The sequence below is a fragment of the Nonomuraea aridisoli genome (assembly GCF_003236395.1).
GTDB classification, from domain to species: Bacteria; Actinomycetota; Actinomycetes; order Streptosporangiales; family Streptosporangiaceae; genus Nonomuraea; species Nonomuraea aridisoli.
Window position 1 is genome coordinate 1 of record NZ_POUD01000029.1, and the last position, 14,517, is coordinate 14,517.

A 14,517-nucleotide genomic window follows, 5' to 3' on the forward strand; every position below is an offset into this window, starting at 1 on the left:
GGGTGGGTAGGGGGTCCAGGCGGTGTTGTCGACTGCTAGCCATGGTTCGGTGGCGACGGTTGTTGGGGTTACTCCGGTGAAGGCGACTACGTCTCGGTGGAGGTGGGATTGGTCGGAGTAGCCAGAGTCTGCGGCGACTCGGGAGGGGCCGTCGCCGGCGACCAGGCGGTGGGCCGCGTGGTCGAAGCGGACGAGGTTCGCGGCGCGTTTGGGTTGCAGGCCGATCTGTGACCGGAAGCGGGACCAGAGGCGCTTGCGGCTCCAGCCGACCTCGGCTGCCAGTCTGTCGACTCGCACCAGGCCGCGGCTGGCGATGATGCGGCGCCAGGACCAGGCGACCTCCGGGTCCACCGAGGACGACCTCGCCTGGCGTCGGCGTAAGAGCAACGCGTCCGTCAGTGCGAAGCGGTCCTCCCATGACGAGACGGCGGCCAGTCGCTCGCGGATCCGTGCTGCGTCGCGGCCCCACAAGTCGTCGAGGGCCACCATGGTGCCGTCCAGGTCGGATGGGGAGACGTTCAGGATCGCGCGGACGACCAGTGGTGACAGGCGTACCTGGAGGCACTCGACGTTCTCGCCGCGTACCCACACCGCGCCGCCGGACCGAGGCCGAGACCGGCGACGAGGCTTCCTCGTTGTTGCCGCCCGGAGGCGTCGTTCACGATGGGTCGGCCGGCGCCGAACTCCAGGGCCAGCGTCACGGCCGGGTGCGGGACCATCCGGTGGCCGACGGCGGCCAGGTCACGGGCACGGAATCCGGCCATGGTGACACCAGTAACCCGGCTGGGTCGCTCCGGACGTGCTACGTCCCATACAGCGGCCGAGTCGCGTTCGTGTGCGGTGGACCGCATCCTCCCATGCTAGCCAGCCGACCGGCGGGAACATTTGTGCAAGCCGCCGGCCCGCATGGCGGGCGACAGTGGGCTCATGACTGTTGTTTCGGGTTTCGAAGCGCGGGCTGATGTGAGCCGTGCCGGACGCCGCCGGCGGCGTCGGTTGATCGCGTCGGCCGTCCTGCTGTCCGTGGCCGGGCTGCTCGTCGCGAACACGGTGGCGGTGGGGCGGGAGAGTGCCGAGGCCGGCGGGGATTCGATCCTGTCTCTCGACGGCGGGAACGTCCACGTGCGCCAGGACGGCCCGCGTGACGCCCCGGCGCTCGTGCTGATCCATGGGTTCGGCGGGTCCACACGCTGGTGGGACCCGCTCGTTCCGCTGCTGGCGAGGTCTCATCGCGTCATCCGGATCGACCTGCTCGGGCACGGCCGGTCGGCCAAGCCGGTCGGCGGCGGTTACGGGATCCCGGAGCAGGGACGCCGGGTGGGCGCGGCGCTCGACCGGCTCGGCGTGGAAAACGCCGTAGTCGTCGGCCACTCCACCGGCGGCTCGGTCGCTACGGCCCTCGCCGAGCAACGACGCGACCTGGTGACAGGGCTCGCGCTCGTCAACACCGGACCCCGCCTGGACGCCTTCATCTCCCAGGGCATCGGCGGCCGGCTCATGTCCGCCCCCGTCGTCGGGCAGCTGCTGTGGCGGCTGAGGACCGACGGCCTGATCCGCCAGGTGATGAGCACCGGGTTCAGCCGCCCCGGCTACGAGATCCCGCAACAGCTCGTGGACGACGCGCGCGGCACGACGTACCACGCGTACACCGCGACCTCGCAGGCGGCCGACGACTACCTGAGGCAGCGCGCGCTCCCCGATCGGTTGGCGGCCGTGGGCAGGCCGCTGCTGGTGATCTTCGGCATGGATGACCGGCGGTGGCGATCCTCTTCCGCCGACGACTACCGCGCCGTTCCGGGGGCGAGGGTCGAGTTGTTGCCCGGTGTCGGGCACTCGCCCATGCTCGAGGATCCGCCGCTGACCGCCGCACCCCTTCTTGCCTTCACGACAGCCCACTTCACGCAAGCGGGAGATGATTGACGGTCAGGCGTGCAGGGTGGCGGAGAGGACGGTGACGGCCTTTCCCGCGAGGTGGACGCGGGCGCCGGCGTGGCGGACGTGGACGATGCCGCCCCGTGCGGACAGTTGCGCGCCCACCAGGGAGTCGCGGCCGAGGCGGGCCGACCAGTACGGCGACAACGCGCAATGCGCCGAGCCGGTCACCGGGTCCTCGGGGACGCCCACGTTCGGGGCGAAGAAACGGGACACGAAATCGGTCTTCGTTCCACGAGCGGTGACGATGACGCCTCTTGCCTCCACTGCGGACAGAGCCGCGATATCGGGCGCGAGGGACCGTACCGTTTCCTCGGAGTCGACCTCCACCAGGAGGTCGAGCGCGCTTTTTCCGACACTCACCGGGGTCACGCCGAGTGCTTTCTCCAGCCCCTCCGGAACGGGGACAGGGGTCACGTCCTTGGCCGGGAAATCCATCGTGATGCCGCCGTCGGGGAGCTGATTCACGGTGAGCGTCCCGCCGGCCGTGGTGAATTCCACCTGGCCCGTCGCCGCACCGGTGGAATACAGGACATGTGCGGTTGCCAGAGTAGCGTGACCACATAGAGTGACCTCGACGGCCGGTGTGAACCAGCGCAGCGAATCTCCGAGCAGGAAGGCCGTCTCGGAGAGGTTCATCTCGGCCGCCACGCTCTGCATCCATCGGTCAGTAACCGGAGAGTCCAGCAGGCAGACCGCCGCAGGATTACCCTTGAAAGCCGTGTCGGTGAAGGCGTCGACGGTGAACAGGCGCATGGAGCCGATGCTATAGGGGGGCTGGATATCCAGCTGCAAGCGGGCTGCAAGCTGTACAAAATGGAATTAGGGCTGGGCGTGTCGCGTGGCGAATGCGGAATCGTCGGTTACCGTCCAATGTGTAGGGACGTGCCGATTACGGTGAGTTCCTGAGGAAAGGACAAGCCGATGGGGGCAGTGCGCAAGGTGGTGAGCTACCTTGGCCTGAGCGGGGTCGATCACTACGACGAGGGCTATGACGACGAGCAGTACGAGGACGAGTACGTCCCCGCGACGGAGCGGGCCGCCAGACGGTGGCGCGCGAACGTCGACTCCTCGCGCATCGTGATGGTCCAGCCGCTCAAGTACAACGACGCGCCGTTGATCGGTCAGCATTTCCGTGACGGCCAAACGGTGATCATGGATGTCACGGGCATGCCGATGTCCGAGGCGACGAGGATGGTCGACTTCGCCGCCGGGCTGGCTTTCGGGTGTGAGGGACGGATCGAGCGGATCGCTGAGCGGGTCTTCCTGCTCGCGCCGGCTCACGTAGAGATCGAGACCACCTAAGCAGCGCGCGGGCCGCGACGGATGAGCCGGGTCAGCTCGGTGGCGTCCGTCGCGGCCTGCTTCGCGCGTGCGTCCGATTCGCGGGCGTAGGCGTGCAGGGCCCAGACGGCGCCTTCGGCCAGCTCTTTCAGCTCGTTGACCTGGCCGTTCACGTAGCGGGCGTCGGCTTCGGCGAGCCTGCGGCGCTGCCAGAGCTGCCAGCCGGCCAGGCCGATCATGGCGACGCCGGCCGCGGCGAGCAGTTGGCTGGCCAGCACGGCGCCGATCAGGCAGGCGATGCCGGCCACGATCAGCACCATCGCGGCCCAGGGCCGGCCGCGGTGCACCACGCCTTCGGTGCGGATCGACTCCTCGGCGGCGCTCAGCGACGCCTGGTCGGGGCCTTCGGGGCGGAGCAGGATGCGGTGGCCGAGCAGCGGCACCGTCAAGGTGTCGGGTGGTTCGAGCCGGCTGTCGGCCTCGAGCTCCTCGGCCACGCCGCGCAGGATCGGCGCCGCCACGTGCAGCGCGATCGCCGCCAGGTGCGGGTCGGCGCCGGGGCGCAGGTCGTCGAGCAGGTACGTGCTCAGCGAGGCCATCGGCCCGGCGGGGCCGCCCTGCCCGATCAGTGAGCGGAGCACGGCGAGCGGTTCGTTCTCGGCCCAGGCTGACGCCGGGCTGCTGGAGCTGTTGTCGAGCGGGGCCGGCGTGCCCTGCTCGGTCTGGCGCGGCGAGGTGATCTCGGCGCACCGTCCGCGCAGCCGGGCCAGGCGGGCGGCCGCCACGGCGGGCTTGGCGAGGTCGGGGATCTCGGCCATCTCGGGGAAGTCGGCCAGCGCCGGCGGCACGACGACGGACGGCTCGCCGGGCGCGATGGCCTGCACCCACTGCTGCGGCTCGGTGTGCTCCTGGACGGCCAGCGCGTCGAGCTTGCGCAGCACGAAGATCTTGCCGGCGGGGCCGTACGCCCCCCGGGCGGCGGCCAGCCAGAGCGAGCGCTGACCGTGGGTGACCGGACGGTCGAGGGAGAGCTCGCCGAACGCGGTGCCGAGCCACGAGGCGTGGATGCGGCTGCCCTGGCCGGACACCGCGAGGGCCAGGCAGAGGAAGAGCGCGGTCTGCTGCTGGTCGCGGCCGGCGGCCCGGCTCAGCGGCTCGAGCGGGTCTTCGCCGGAGAGGATGGCGACCAGGGCTTCGACGGCCGGGGGCAGCCAGTAGCCGGGGACGTCGCGGAAGCTCGGCGGGGCAGGAGGGGTGGAACCCTTGGCGGCGAGATGGGCCAGGAGGGCCTCGGCGTAGCGATGCACCTCCGGCGCTGCTTGGGGGCCCACGGTCAGGTCAGTGCTCAAGGCAGAGAACTCCCCCATTTCGGCCTCAGTTCATGACCGCGTAAAGCCTAGTGGTTGGGGCGCGCCAACCCGGTGGAGGCGCGCCCACGTCGGAACGGGAGCCTATGCCGGTTACATGCGCTCGGGGACCGGAACGCCGAGAAGGTTGAGCCCGGTCTCCAGCACCCGCAGGGTCAGCGCGCACAGCGCCAGCCGGGAGGCCCGGGTGTCGGGGTCGACGCCTTCCTTGAGCACGGGGCACTGCTCGAAGAAGTCGGTGAACGCCGTGGCGGTGGCGTAGATGAACGCGCACAGCCGGTGCGGCTCGCTCAGCGCCGTCGTCTGCTCGACCACGGCTCCGAACCCGAGCAGTTGCAGGGCCAGGGCCCGCTCGGCCAGCGCGCCCAGCACGATGGGGCCGGTCGCCGTGGCGGGGTCGATGCCGCCCCGGCGGAAGATCGAGCGGATGCGCGCCTGCGCGTACTGCAGGTAGGGGGCGGTGTTGCCGGTGAAGCCGAGCATGCGGTCGAAGTCGAAGACGTACTCGCTGTCGTGACTGACCGACAGGTCGGCGTATTTCACCGCGCCCATGCCGACCGCGTGGGCGATCTCCTTCTGCAGCTGCTCGTCGTAGCCGCGCTCGGCGATCGCCGCGGTGGCGCGGTCGATGGCCTCCTGGAGGAGGTCCATCAGCTTGACGGACTCGCCGGAGCGGGTCTTGAAGCGGCGGCCGTCCTTGCCGAGCATCATGCCGATCTGGACGTGCTCGGCCGAGACGGTGTCGGGCAGCCAGCCGGCCATCCGGGCCGCGGCGAACACCATGCGGAAGTGGAGCGCCTGGTCGGCGCCCACGACGTAGAGGATGCGGTCGGCCTTGAGGTCGTGGACGCGGTAGCGGATGGCCGCCATGTCGGTGGTGGCGTAGCCGTAGCCGCCGTCGCTCTTCCTGATGATCAGGGGCAGCGGCTTGTCGTCGGAGCCGGTGAAGCCGGGCGGGAACACGCACAGCGCGCCCTCGCTGATCTCGGCCGCGCCGGACTCCTGCAGGTCGTCGCAGGTCTTCTGGAGCATGGGGTTGTACATGCTCTCGCCGGCGATGTCGGCGTCGGTCAGCGTGACGCCGAGCAGGTCGTAGATCTTGTTGAAGTAGCGGACGGTGGCGTCCATGAAGACGTGCCACAGGCGCAGCGTCTCGGGGTCGCCCGACTGCAGCGTGGTCACGCGGACGCGGGCGCGCGTCTTGAACGCCTCGTCGGAGTCGAACTTGGCCCGGGCGGCCTGGTAGTACTCGGTGCCCATGCCGGCTTCGAGCTGCGCGACCGCGGCCTCCTCGCCGATGTCGAGCAGGTGCTCGATGAGCATGCCGAACGGCGTGCCCCAGTCGCCCAGGTGGTTCTGCCGGATGACGGTGTTGCCGAGGTGCTCGTGCAGGCGGGCCAGCGCGTCGCCGACGATCGTGGTGCGCAGGTGGCCGACGTGCATCTCCTTGGCCGCGTTGGGCGCGGAGTAGTCGATCACCACGGTCTGCGGCGGTGTGGTCGTGCCGACGCCGAGGCGCGCGTCGGCGAGCATCTGGCCGGCCTCGGAGGCGACCCACGCGTCGTCGAGGGTGATGTTGAGGAAGCCGGGGCCGCTGACCTCGACCGTGCCGGGGAAGTCGGACAGCTCCGCCTTGATCGCCTCGGCGACCTCCCGCGGTGCCCGTCGCAGACGCTTGGCCAGGCTCATCGCGACGTTCGCCTGGAAGTCGGCGAACTGGGAGGGCCGGATCAGCGGGTCTGCGTCGGCGTGCTCCTGACCGAACGCGCGCGCCAGCGCCTGCTGGACGCGCTCGGTGAGCACTATCTGCGGGTCGGTCATGGTTCCCAGCGTACCGGCGAGCCCGACCGTCACGCCGTTCGCCGCGACCTCCACCCCGGATACCGAGACCCGACTGAGATGCCTGCCCCGGCCTGCGGTGGAGCTTTTATCGGTCTGCAGGCCGAGCTCTACGACGACGTGGTCACCCACTCGCGGGCCAACAGCCGGCCGTGGCGGCCGATCACGCCCGGCTCGACGGAGTCGCAGCTCCTGGTGGATGACAGGGAGCAGGGGCACGTCCCGTTCTCCGTGGTGGAGCTGGACGGCGGCACGCTGGTCGGCAACGCCGTGCTGTGGGGCATCGACACCCACAGCCGGTCCGCGCACATCGGGCTGGCGATGCGGCCGTCCTCCCGCGGCAAGGGCTACGGCACCGACGTGGTCGCGGTGCTGTGCCACTACGGCTTCGTCGTGCGCGGCCTGCACCGGCTGCAGATCGAGACGCTGTCGGACAACACCGCGATGTTGCGCTCCGCCGAGCGCAACGGCTTCGTCCGCGAGGGCGTGCTGCGCTCCTCGGCGTGGGTCATGGGCGAGTTCCTGGACGAGGTGCTGCTCGGGCTCCTCGCCGAGGACTGGAAGCCGGACTCGAAGGGTTAGCCACCGCCCGAGGGGCGGGCGTTGCTCGAATACGGGGAGACGTCGTTCGTCCATCCGTGAAGACGAGCGCGAAGGCCCGGGTGGGTCAGGGCCAGAGGCGGTGGGAGCCTTTGGCGGCGGCGATGCGGTCGCCGATCGCCGAGACGATGCCCGCCGACGACAGGTCGGCGGCCAGGGCGCAGGCGGCGCTGACGCCGGACGCCTTGGAGGCGCCGTGGGCGATGACGACGGTGCCGTTCAGCCCGAGCAGTACGGCGCCGCCGTGGGCCTCGGCGTCGAGGCGGCGGCGCAGGCCGCGGATGCGGGAGCGCTGCATGGCCGCTCCGAACCGGGCCAGCCGGCTGTCCTCGATCGTCTCCCTCAGCTCGGCGAAGGCGTAGCGGACCGCGCCTTCCATGGTCTTGAGCGCGATGTTGCCGGTGAAGCCGTCGGTGGTGATGACGTCGACCTTGCCGGTGAGCAGGTCGTAGCCCTCGACGTTGCCGGCGAAGTCGATGCCGGGCGAGCTCTGCAGCAGCTCGTGGGCGCGCCGGACGAGTTTGTTGCCCTTCTCGGCCTCGCTGCCGATGGTGAGCAGGCCGACCTTGGGGGTGGCGACGCCGTGGGCCAGCTCGGCGTAGGCGGAGCCGAGGTGGGCGAACTGCAGCAGCATCTCCGGTTTGACCTCGGCGTTGGCGCCGGCGTCCAGGAGCACGCCTTGCTGGCCCTTGAGGCGCAGCCGTCCGGTGGCCACGATGCCCGCGGTCGAGCCGGCGGACACGACCGCGCAGGCGTCGCCGCGGCGTACGAGGTGGCAGGCGATCGCGATGCTGGAACGGGGCCGGCGCAGGCTGGCCAGCGCGCCCTCGTCCATGGACAGGGCCTCCTCGGCCCGGACGATGGGGACCTCTTTGGTGGCGTCGTGGTCGGCGAGCGCCTCGTAGAGCACGCGGGGGGAGCCGACGAGCACGACGGGCAGGCCGCGCTCGCGTACGGCGTGCACCGCGCCCGCCACGATCTCGTGGGGCGCGTGGTCGCCGCCCATGGCGTCGAGGGCGACGGGCCTGCTGTCGGACAATGGTCACCTCGTACGGCATCGCGCCCGCCGTCACGGCTCGGCCGGAACGCGGGCTCGGGACGCCGCATCGCAGGCAAGGCAGCTGTCAGGTTAACCGGCGGGTAGGACTTGTTGGTTCCCGCGCGCGCCGGTTCCAGTCCTGACGGCTGTCTCAGTGCAGGTTCCAGTCGTCCTTGCCGCGGGTGACGATGACCTTGGAGAACTTCGAGGCGCCCGTCACCCGGATCAGCGGCCCGTCGGCCTGGGAGCCGCCGGTGACGTTGCGCTTGCCGAACATCGAGCTGCCCTCGTCGATGACGTGGGCGTCGGCGGGGACGCGGACGATCACCTTGCTGAACCACGCGGCCGTCTCGACGGTGATCTCGCGGCCGGGCAGCACGGCGTCGGACAGGTCGATGATCAGGGCGCCGAAGCGGGCCGACAGCCTGGTGCGTCGCGAGGCGACCCAGCGCCCCTTGCGCACGATCTTGCTGAACGTCGCGTCGATCACCTGCCGTTCGACGGCCTCGGGGGCGCCGGAGGCGGACACGTCGGGCAGGTCGTGGGTGAGGGGGACGAGCTCGCCGACCGTCGTGGCCGTGTAGGCGGCGTCGAGGCGGTCGGCGTGCTCGACGCTGGTGAGGCGTCCGGTGGCGAGCGCCTCGCCGAGCACCGCGGCCACGCGGTCGCGGTCGGTGTCGGAGGCGCGCAGGTCGGGTTTTTCCATCACGATCCATCAGTCTAGGCACAAACGCGATATGTCGCGATAGTCGGCGAACCTCAAGGAAAACTTCGAGACCTGCGGAACCGGTTACGCGGGTGGGCACGTCCGGATAGTAAGAACCGTAGACGCGCGACTGGGTCGTGAGGTTTACCTCCGAACGAACAAAAAAGATGGGAAAGGCCTAGTGATCTTGAACCAAGCTGGCACCCGACGCTTCCGGGCGTACACGTCCAAGCACCTCGACCAGCTCCTGCAGCGTGCGGGGCTGGGGGACGACGAGCGGCTCAAGGTCCGCGCCGTCGCCGCGGTGCTGCCGTTCCGGACGAACGCCTACGTCGTCGATGAACTCATAGATTGGTCGGCCGCGCCCGACGACCCCATCTACCGGCTCGTCTTCCCGCAGGAGGACATGCTGCCCGCGGCCGACGTGGCGCGGCTGGCCGACCTGCTGAAGGCCGAGGCGCCCAACGCCGAGATCCAGGCCGAGGCCAACCGCGTACGTGCTCAGCTCAACCCACACCCCGCAGGCCAGAAGGAGCTCAACGTTCCGAAGCTGGGCGAGGAGCCCGTGCCTGGCATGCAGCACAAATATCCGGAGACCGTGCTGTTCTTCCCCAAGCAGGGGCAGACCTGTCACGCGTACTGCACGTACTGCTTCCGGTGGGCGCAGTTCGTCGGCGACGCCGACCTGAAGTTCGCCTCCGACGACGTCGGCCAGCTGGTCACCTACATCCGCGACCATCCCGAGGTCACGAGCGTCCTCATCACCGGCGGCGACGCGATGATCATGGGCGAGTCCGTCGTGGGCCGCTACATCGAGCCGCTGCTGGAGCTCGAACAGATCGAGTCGATCAGGATCGGCACCAAGGCGCTGGCCTACTGGCCGCAGCGCTTCACCACCGACCCCGACGCCGACGACACCCTGCGCCTGTTCGAGAAGGTGGTGAACGCGGGGAAGAACCTCGCGTTCATGGCCCACTTCTCCCACCCTCGCGAGCTGGAGTCGGAGCTCGTCGAGTCGGCCGTCAAACGCATCCTCGGCAGCGGGGCCACCATCAGGACGCAGGCGCCGCTGATCAGGTCGATCAACGACGACCCGGCCGTGTGGTCGGGCATGTGGCGCCGGCAGCTGCGGATGGGGATGGTCCCCTACTACATGTTCGTCGAGCGCGACACCGGGCCTCAGGACTACTTCGCCGTCCCGCTGGCCCGGGCGTACGAGGTCTTCAGGGACGCCTACTCCTCCGTCTCCGGGCTCTGCCGCACGGTCCGGGGGCCGTCGATGTCGGCGACGCCGGGCAAGGTGTGCGTCGACGGCGTCACCGAGATCGCCGGCGAGCGGGTCTTCGTGCTCCACTTCATCCAGGCCCGCGATCCATCGCTGGTGGGAAGGCCGTTCTTCGCCCGCTACGACCCGGAGGCGGTCTGGCTGACGGATCTGCGGCCCGCATTCGCCGAGCGGTTCCCGTTCGAGCCGGAAGGGGCGCTGCTTCCCGCCTGATCCGGCCGCGCGCGTACGGAGAGATTCCGCCCCCGGCCCGTGACATTTGTTTATGTGCACGGGGCGGGGGCTCTTGTCTTTTTTGTGGGCGAGGCTCTTCCCGGCGCGCACAATATCGGAAACAAGAGACTCCTATTTCCGGTTTTGTCGGCCCGCCCAACGCTCCCCCTGCACTCGGTAACCGAGCTGCAAACCCCTGCTACATGGGCATTCATGCGTCTGCGGGCGCTCACGGCGAGTGGTAGAACTGCTCCAGTAGCTCAGCCGTGACGGCACGCTCCGTGTGGTGCCCATAGCGCGTACGCCACGGCATACGGGGGTTATCGATTCGCATTTTCACCGCATTCGAGAGCGATCGATCACGAGCCGGGAAGGCAATCATGAATCGAGTAGTCAAGACGGCTGTAGCCGTTACCGCATTCGGTCTGGCGGCGGCGTTGGCCGCGCCGGCTCAGGCCGAAGTCCGATACGACACCGCTGAGCGCGCCATCGAACTGCCGCTCCTGGGCACCACCGCGGGCAGCCCCCTGGGCGGCTTCCTCGGCGGCCTGGTCAGCAACGGGATCGTCAACAGCGTGCTCGGCGGCCTCACCCAGGCCAAGTCCGCCGTCAGCCCGGCCATGAGCGAGGCGCAGCGCGACGCGTACATGGCGCGCCGGACCCGGACGCAGAGCGGCTACACGCCCAACGCGGAGGAGGACGTCACCCGGGAGACCTGGCCGATGCCGGAGATCTCGCCGATCGTGGCCGGCACCCCGTTCGGCGGGCGGGGCATGGCGGCCTCCGTGCCGACCGCGCAGGCGCCGTCGGTCAAGCGCGGCCGCGCCGTCGGCCAGGGCGCGGCCGCGGCGGACGGCGCGGTGGACGACCCCATCGGCGGCACGGTGGCCATGGTGCAGGGCACCGTCGAGGGCCTGTCGCCCGAGCGCGTGATGGCCGGCCTGAACGAGGCCGCCAGGATGGCGCTGCCCGGCGTCAGGGGCGACGTGCTGTCGCCGGTGCTGGGCCAGGAGTCCGCCACCGCGGCGCAGCCGGTCGCCGAGGCCGTGAAGGGCGTCTCCGAGGCCGCGTCGGCGACCGGGCTCTCCCCGGTCGTCGAGGGGGCCACCTCGGCCGTCACGGGCGGCACCGTCACCACCGCGCTCTCTCCCACCGACGTGATCTCCACTCTCGGCTGGACCACCGGCGCGCTGACGGGCTCGGTGCAGGGGTCCGCGCCTCGCGACTAGTCCGCGGCCGAGGCGTTGACGAGCGTGGCCGGCCGCGGGCCGGGGAGGACGGTTCGCGGGCGTCACAGGTGCCGACGCCCGGGCATCGGCCGGACCGGCGGCGGGACGGCTCGCACGCGGCGCGCTCCAGCGGCCCCGACGGCGTGACCTCCCTTGACCGCGGGCCTTCTGTCGACGAGGCCGCCCGGTCGGGGCCTTCCGGTCGCGACTCCGCTCGCCGGAACGCCGTCGCATGGACGCGTCAGGCCCGAAAGCGGGGCGCCCCCAGAGGTGCCGGGCGCCCGGGGCACTGACGCGCGTGGGTTTGCGAACCTCCCGCACAGGTGGGTGGTCTCACGAGGGGTCTGGGCGGACGCGCCCTCGCCCCGGATGTGTCGATCGGGCGCCGCGCCGCCGTTTGCAGGGCAGCGGCGCGGCCCGGCTCCCACCCTGGCCACCGGCCCCATCCTGGGGTCGGTGGCTCTTCTCATGTCGCCCCCGGCCGTCGCAGGGGCCTCTCCGGCACCGCAGGGCTCTGGAAGCGCCTGAACGGGCTCAGGGGAGGCGGACGCCGGTGCGCCGGGCTATCTGGGCCTGCAGCCGCGCCATCTGCCAGTGCAGCTCGATGAGCTGCTCGGCGAGTTGCAGCCGCGGGATCTCGGACACGTCCTCGGTGGCCAGGTGGTCAATCGCGGCCGAAAGCTCTCCCATCGCGCGCCCCCACTCCATCACCGTTCCTCGGATCGAATTGGCGTTCGAATCCTAGCGGAACGCCGGCCTCCCTGTCAGTCATCCGTCACGCAGGTCGCGCTGGTCTCGCGCTCAGGACAAGGCGAAGCCCCCGCAGGGCGTGCGGGGGCCGGGAGAAGCGGTGAGGGTCAGCCCTTGTTGTAGGCGGCGATGACTTCCTCGGGGTCGCCGTCCATCCTGATCTTGCCCTTGTGCAGCCAGATGACCCGGTTGCAGGTCTGCTCGATGACGCGCAGGTCGTGGGCCACGAGGAACACCGTGCCGGCCGACTCGCGGATCTGGCGGATGCGCTCCTGGCTCTTCTTGCGGAACTCGCGGTCGCCGGTCGCCAGGGCCTCGTCGATGAGCAGCACGTCGTGGGTCTTGGCCGAGGAGATCGCGAAGCGCAGCCGCGCGCCCATGCCGGACGAGTAGGTGGACATCGGCAGCTGAACGAACTCGTCGATGCCGGAGAAGTCGACGATCTCCTGGTATTTCTCCCGGACCTCGGCCGGCGTCATGCCCATCGCGTAGCAGCCGAGCACGATGTTGCGCTCGCCGGTCAGCTCGCGCATGAGCGCGGCGTTGACGCCGAGCAGCGAGGGCTGGCCGTCGGTGTAGACGGCGCCCTTGTGCGGGGGCAGCAGGCCGGCGATCGCGCGCAGCAGCGTGGACTTGCCGGAGCCGTTACGGCCGACGATGCCGATCGCGTCGCCGTGGTAGGCCACGAACGTCACGCCCTTGACCGCGTGGACCTCTTTCATCTGCGGCCGGCCCTGGCGCCTCAGCAGACGCGAGAGCGCGTTGACCGCGTTGCCCTTCTCCGACTCGGACGCCGCCCCGTAGACGCGGTAGACGATGTGGAGATCGTCGACGATGACGGTCGGAGTGCCCGTGGGGACGTCGAGGGGTCGCTTGCCCTGGGGCTCCGGGGTGGGATGCACCTTCACATCCTTGCCGGGGACGGCGGGCTTGTCGCCCTTCACCTGTGACAGCTCCTTGGTCAGTTCAGCCACGCCCGTACCTCTCCTCGGACCGCCAGAAGTACCAGAAGCCGAAGCCGAGTGCGAACACCGCCCAGAATACGCAAGACATCCACACCATTGTCGGCGGGTGGTGCCCGAACGACTTGTTGTGGGTGCTGATCAGGATCTCGCGCATCCACTCGATGTAGGAGGCCGCGGGGTTGAGGTACATCGCGTTGGCGACCCATTGGGGCAGCTGCGCGGACCCGACCACCTTGTCCTGGATCGAGAAGAAGACGCCCGAGGCGTACAGCCAGGTGCGGGTGATGAACGGCAGCAGCTGGTTGAGGTCGCGCATCTGGGCGCCGAGCCTGGCGACCACCAGGCCGACGCCGATGTTGAACATCGTCTGGAGCAGCAGCACGACCGGGATCATGAGCCAGAACCAGGTGGGCATCTCGCCGGTGATCATCACGAGCACCAGGAGCACGGCCATGGAGTAGGCGAGCTGCTGGAGCTCCTGGATCGTGTACGCGAGCGGCAGCGAGGCGCGCGGGAAGTGCAGGGCGCGGATCATCGACAGGTTGCCGGAGATCGACTTCGCTCCGGCGGAGACCGTGCGCTGGGTGAAGGTGAAGACGAACATCCCGGTCAGCAGGAAGGCCGGGTAGTTCTCGATGCCGCGGTGGCCGCCCAGGATGAGGCCGAACATCACGTAGTAGATGGCGGCGTTGAGCAGCGGGGTCAGCACCTGCCACAACTGGCCGAGCGCTGATCTGGAGTATTTCGAGACGTTGCGCGAGGTCGCGTACGTCAGGATGAAGTGTCGCCGCTCCCATAGCTGGCGCAGGTAGACCGGGAACCTCGGCCGTGCGATGGCACGGCGAAGCCCGTATCTCTTGGCGAGCTTGGCCAGCGGCTCCTGCCCGCTTCGGCCGCCCGCCTGGGCGTCCGCGACAGCGGATTCCGGCTGGCTCATGGCAAGTGACTCTATTGGATCCCGGTCGGTGAAGTAGCTGTCGCGCGGGTCGGCGACAGACAGTTGGACGGAGTCTCGCGGCGGCGGGTTCCAAGACGCCGCAAAGACCTGCTCAACGGTAGCCCAAGGGTGCGTCGCGCGGGGGCCGGGACACGACCACCGTCGGGTAGGGGGTAACTTTCATCGACTGTTCATAGGGCGGGCTTCATGCGTTCCGTGGAGTCTGTACTGTTTGAACCGCATCGGGCGAATTGTCTGTGACGCTAGATAGGCACACGTGTGACCGAACTGCAACGCGCCAGAGACTCCCTGGTGGCAAGGAGTAAGGGATAGTCGCGATCGACTGGCAGGGCGTCGGCTGGCTTGACGAT

15 protein-coding genes are annotated in these 14,517 nt (G+C 69.8%); 5 read left to right on the forward strand and 10 right to left on the reverse strand.

Going from position 1 to position 14,517, the window contains the following annotated elements; translation table 11 throughout:
• Positions 1 to 489: helix-turn-helix domain-containing protein (locus C1J01_RS51995; RefSeq protein ID WP_235854356.1), on the reverse strand; the 489-nt coding region annotated here is incomplete at its 3' end.
• A 29-nt stretch (positions 490 to 518) separates the two neighbouring features.
• Complete coding sequence (locus C1J01_RS52000) at positions 519 to 764, reverse strand: hypothetical protein (protein WP_235854357.1); 246 nt, start codon at positions 762 to 764, stop codon at positions 519 to 521.
• Between the two features lie 163 nt (positions 765 to 927).
• On the opposite strand from C1J01_RS52000, the gene C1J01_RS10065 reads away from it, so the two are divergent.
• Positions 928 to 1,920: an alpha/beta fold hydrolase gene (locus tag C1J01_RS10065; protein WP_181448672.1), complete on the forward strand. Its 993-nt coding sequence runs from the start codon at positions 928 to 930 to the stop codon at positions 1,918 to 1,920.
• A 3-nt stretch (positions 1,921 to 1,923) separates the two neighbouring features.
• Here C1J01_RS10065 and C1J01_RS10070 read toward each other — a convergent pair whose 3' ends face one another.
• A complete protein-coding gene (locus C1J01_RS10070; protein WP_111178537.1) occupies positions 1,924 to 2,688 on the reverse strand; it encodes a PhzF family phenazine biosynthesis protein in 765 nt (254 codons plus the stop codon).
• Positions 2,689 to 2,856: 168 nt separating this feature from the next.
• Between C1J01_RS10070 and C1J01_RS10075 the strand changes: the two genes are divergently transcribed.
• Positions 2,857 to 3,237: a cell division protein SepF gene (locus C1J01_RS10075; protein WP_111178444.1), complete on the forward strand. Its 381-nt coding sequence runs from the start codon at positions 2,857 to 2,859 to the stop codon at positions 3,235 to 3,237.
• Here the strand turns inward: C1J01_RS10075 and C1J01_RS10080 are convergent.
• Both C1J01_RS10080 and argS read right to left on the reverse strand, forming a co-directional pair.
• Positions 3,234 to 4,565: an isoprenoid biosynthesis enzyme family protein gene (locus tag C1J01_RS10080; protein ID WP_235854358.1), complete on the reverse strand. Its 1,332-nt coding sequence runs from the start codon at positions 4,563 to 4,565 to the stop codon at positions 3,234 to 3,236. The two genes, C1J01_RS10075 and C1J01_RS10080, sit on opposite strands and share 4 nt — an antisense overlap.
• 111 nt (positions 4,566 to 4,676) lie before the next feature.
• Positions 4,677 to 6,404: an arginine--tRNA ligase gene (gene argS / locus C1J01_RS10085; RefSeq protein ID WP_111178539.1), complete on the reverse strand. Its 1,728-nt coding sequence runs from the start codon at positions 6,402 to 6,404 to the stop codon at positions 4,677 to 4,679.
• A gap of 78 nt (positions 6,405 to 6,482) precedes the next feature.
• Here argS and C1J01_RS10090 point away from each other — a divergent pair, with 78 nt between their 5' ends.
• On the forward strand, positions 6,483 to 7,004 hold the full coding sequence (locus C1J01_RS10090) for a GNAT family N-acetyltransferase (RefSeq protein WP_111178449.1): 522 nt from the start codon (positions 6,483 to 6,485) through the stop codon (positions 7,002 to 7,004).
• An 85-nt stretch (positions 7,005 to 7,089) separates the two neighbouring features.
• Here the strand turns inward: C1J01_RS10090 and plsX are convergent, their stop codons facing one another.
• Positions 7,090 to 8,061, reverse strand: coding sequence for a phosphate acyltransferase PlsX (gene plsX / locus C1J01_RS10095; RefSeq protein WP_235854359.1), 972 nt, complete (start codon positions 8,059 to 8,061; stop codon positions 7,090 to 7,092).
• Between the two features lie 151 nt (positions 8,062 to 8,212).
• A complete protein-coding gene (locus C1J01_RS10100) occupies positions 8,213 to 8,767 on the reverse strand; it encodes a DUF1707 SHOCT-like domain-containing protein (RefSeq protein ID WP_111178452.1) in 555 nt (184 codons plus the stop codon).
• Positions 8,768 to 8,948: 181 nt separating this feature from the next.
• Between C1J01_RS10100 and C1J01_RS10105 the strand changes: the two genes are divergently transcribed.
• Both C1J01_RS10105 and C1J01_RS10110 read left to right on the forward strand, forming a co-directional pair.
• Positions 8,949 to 10,265, forward strand: a complete 1,317-nt coding sequence (locus C1J01_RS10105) for a KamA family radical SAM protein (RefSeq protein WP_111178455.1) — start codon at positions 8,949 to 8,951, stop codon at positions 10,263 to 10,265.
• Between the two features lie 380 nt (positions 10,266 to 10,645).
• A complete protein-coding gene (locus tag C1J01_RS10110) occupies positions 10,646 to 11,494 on the forward strand; it encodes a hypothetical protein (RefSeq protein WP_146615533.1) in 849 nt (282 codons plus the stop codon).
• A gap of 534 nt (positions 11,495 to 12,028) precedes the next feature.
• On the opposite strand, the gene C1J01_RS49715 is transcribed toward C1J01_RS10110, so the two are convergent.
• From C1J01_RS49715 to C1J01_RS10120, 3 genes are all read right to left on the reverse strand, one after another.
• A complete protein-coding gene (locus C1J01_RS49715; protein ID WP_181448677.1) occupies positions 12,029 to 12,184 on the reverse strand; it encodes a hypothetical protein in 156 nt (51 codons plus the stop codon).
• 167 nt (positions 12,185 to 12,351) lie between these two features.
• The gene (locus tag C1J01_RS10115) at positions 12,352 to 13,218 is read right to left on the reverse strand and encodes an ABC transporter ATP-binding protein (protein ID WP_181448673.1); all 867 of its coding nucleotides are present in this window, start codon (positions 13,216 to 13,218) and stop codon (positions 12,352 to 12,354) included.
• The gene (locus C1J01_RS10120) at positions 13,211 to 14,146 is read right to left on the reverse strand and encodes an ABC transporter permease (RefSeq protein ID WP_111178460.1); all 936 of its coding nucleotides are present in this window, start codon (positions 14,144 to 14,146) and stop codon (positions 13,211 to 13,213) included. Before C1J01_RS10120 ends, C1J01_RS10115 begins: the two co-directional genes overlap by 8 nt.
• Positions 14,147 to 14,517 lie beyond the last annotated feature (371 nt).